Source organism: Dietzia sp. DQ11-38-2, from assembly GCF_014145055.1.
Classification (GTDB): Bacteria; Actinomycetota; Actinomycetes; order Mycobacteriales; family Mycobacteriaceae; genus Dietzia.
Window position 1 is genome coordinate 185 of the sequence record NZ_JAALDW010000467.1, and the last position, 2069, is coordinate 2253.

Here is a 2069-nt window from a genome sequence, read left to right on the forward strand (position 1 = left end):
GCCGTGGATCCAGAGCTGGTCGACGTTCGTCGGCTTCCACATGTTGCGCAGCTCCCCTTCCCAGGGCCCGGGATCCCGGGTGGTGTCGGAGCCGTATCCCCAGACCTTGCCCACCCGGTCGGCGACGTCCTGGGACACCAGATCGGTCAGCCACTGGTTCATCGAGCCGTAGCCGGTGGCGTAGACGATGAGGTCGGCGGGCAGGATCGTCCCGTCGTCCAGCTCCACCCCGTCGGGGTGGATCCGCGTCACCTGACCGCGCGCCAACGCGACCTCGCCGTCGATCACCAGCTGACTGGCACCGACGTCGATGTAGTATCCCGAGCCGCGACGGAGGTACTTGAGAAACAGGCCGGAGCCGTCCTCTCCGAAGTCCAGCTCGAATCCGGCGTCCCGGAGCCTGCCGTAGAACTCGGCGTCCTTCTCCGCCATCTGCTCGTAGACGGGGATCTGCACCCCGGGGAGCAGCCGGTAGGGCCAGGAGGCGAAGAGCATGTCGGCCTTCTCGGTCGTCACGCCGGCCTCGAGGGCCTCCTCGGAGTACAGGGGTCCGAGCGCGAGTGACATGAGCGAGTCACTTCTCGCGATGTGGGTGGACGAGCGCTGAACCATGGTGACCTGGGCGCCGTGGTCCCACAGCGCGGCACAGATGTCGTGCGCGGAGTTGTTCGAGCCGATCACCACGGCCCGCTTACCCTCCACGTCCCCCTCACCCGTGAACTCGGAGGAGTGCCACTGCTCCCCCGCGAACGACTCGGCGCCCTCGACGTGAGGGATGTTGGGGTAACCGGAGACCCCGAGGGCGAACACCAGCTGGGTGGGTCGGAGTTCGACCCTCTCACCGCGCCGGTCCACCTCGACACGCCAGGTGCCGGACTGGTCGTCGAAGTCCGCGTTGAGACACTGCGTGCCGGACCAGTAGTCGAGCTCCATGATCGCGGTGTAGTGCTCCAGCCAGTCCCCGACCTTGTCCTTCGAGGGGAACACGGGCCAGTCGTCGGGGAAGGGGATGTACGGGAGATGGTCGTACCAGACCGGATCGTGGAGGTGGAGCGACTTGTAGCGCTTGCGCCACGAGTCGCCGGCCCGCTCGTTCTTCTCGATCACCAGGGTCGGCACGCCCAGGCGCTTGAGTCGGGCCGCGAGTCCGATCCCGCCCTGCCCGCCACCGATGATCACCGTGTACGGCTGCTCGGTGTAGCCGAGCGTCTCCTGACGTTCCCGCTTCCGCTCGAGCCAGGTCTTGCGCCCCCTCCGGATGACGTGTTCGACGCCCTGCTCCCGGGTCCGACGCCTCTTCTCCTCGTGGCCTCTGAGCTCCTGCATCGTGGTCAGGAGGGTCCAGGCCCTGCCGTCACGCAGTCGGAGGTGGGCCCATCCGCGGCCGGCCACGGTCTCGAAGCTCACCCACGCCTCGACCACACCGTCCGACGCGCTCGCGGGTTCGTCGAGCGACCAGTCGGAGGGCGAGACCGCGACGAGCTGGGAGTCGAGCATCCGGCGGATCTGCTCGCGTCCCTCGAGTGTCTTGAGGTTCCACGTGAAGGCCACGAAGTCACGCCAGTACCCGTCGGGCTCGAACAGCTGCGCGGCCCGGTCGGAGTCCCCCGCCCGGAGGGCGTCGTCGAACTCCGCGAGCCAGAAGGTGATCGTCTCGTCCGGCCCACCTCGCTCGGTGGGGACGGCTGTCGTCTGGGTCATGTCCGCTCCTTCGTGTCGTGTAGCTTCGGCGATGACGTAGATCACACTTTTGTCCCCAGGGGGTGGCAATGTCGTTGCACCCGGCCCTCAGGTTCTCCGACCCCCGGGCCTTCGCCGAGCGCTCGATCCGGGCCCACGGGATCGCGCTCGCCGGTGGCGCGACCTCGGATCTCGACACGCGGGTGCTGCGGGCGTGGAGGCGTAGCGGTGCGGCCGGGATATCGCCGGATCAGGAGTTGCCCGCGCGCGTCCTCAGCCGTGAGCAGGTAACGGACGCGCGTGGGCGCACGCCGCTGCGGCACATCGCGGCCGACGTGGTGGCCTCGGTGTCCGACACGTCGGCCGCGGGCCGCCACCTCGTGGTTCTC

At 68.5% G+C, this 2069-nt stretch carries 2 protein-coding genes; one reads left to right on the forward strand and one right to left on the reverse strand.

Annotation, left to right across the window (positions count from 1 at the left end; translation table 11 throughout):
- Positions 1-1701 (reverse strand): NAD(P)/FAD-dependent oxidoreductase (locus tag G6026_RS14725; RefSeq protein WP_241728108.1); only part of this gene is annotated, 1701 nt, incomplete at its 3' end.
- Between the two features lie 68 nt (positions 1702-1769).
- On the opposite strand from G6026_RS14725, the gene G6026_RS14730 reads away from it, so the two are divergent.
- On the forward strand, positions 1770-2069 hold a 300-nt coding region (locus G6026_RS14730; protein ID WP_206682032.1), incomplete at its 3' end, for a hypothetical protein.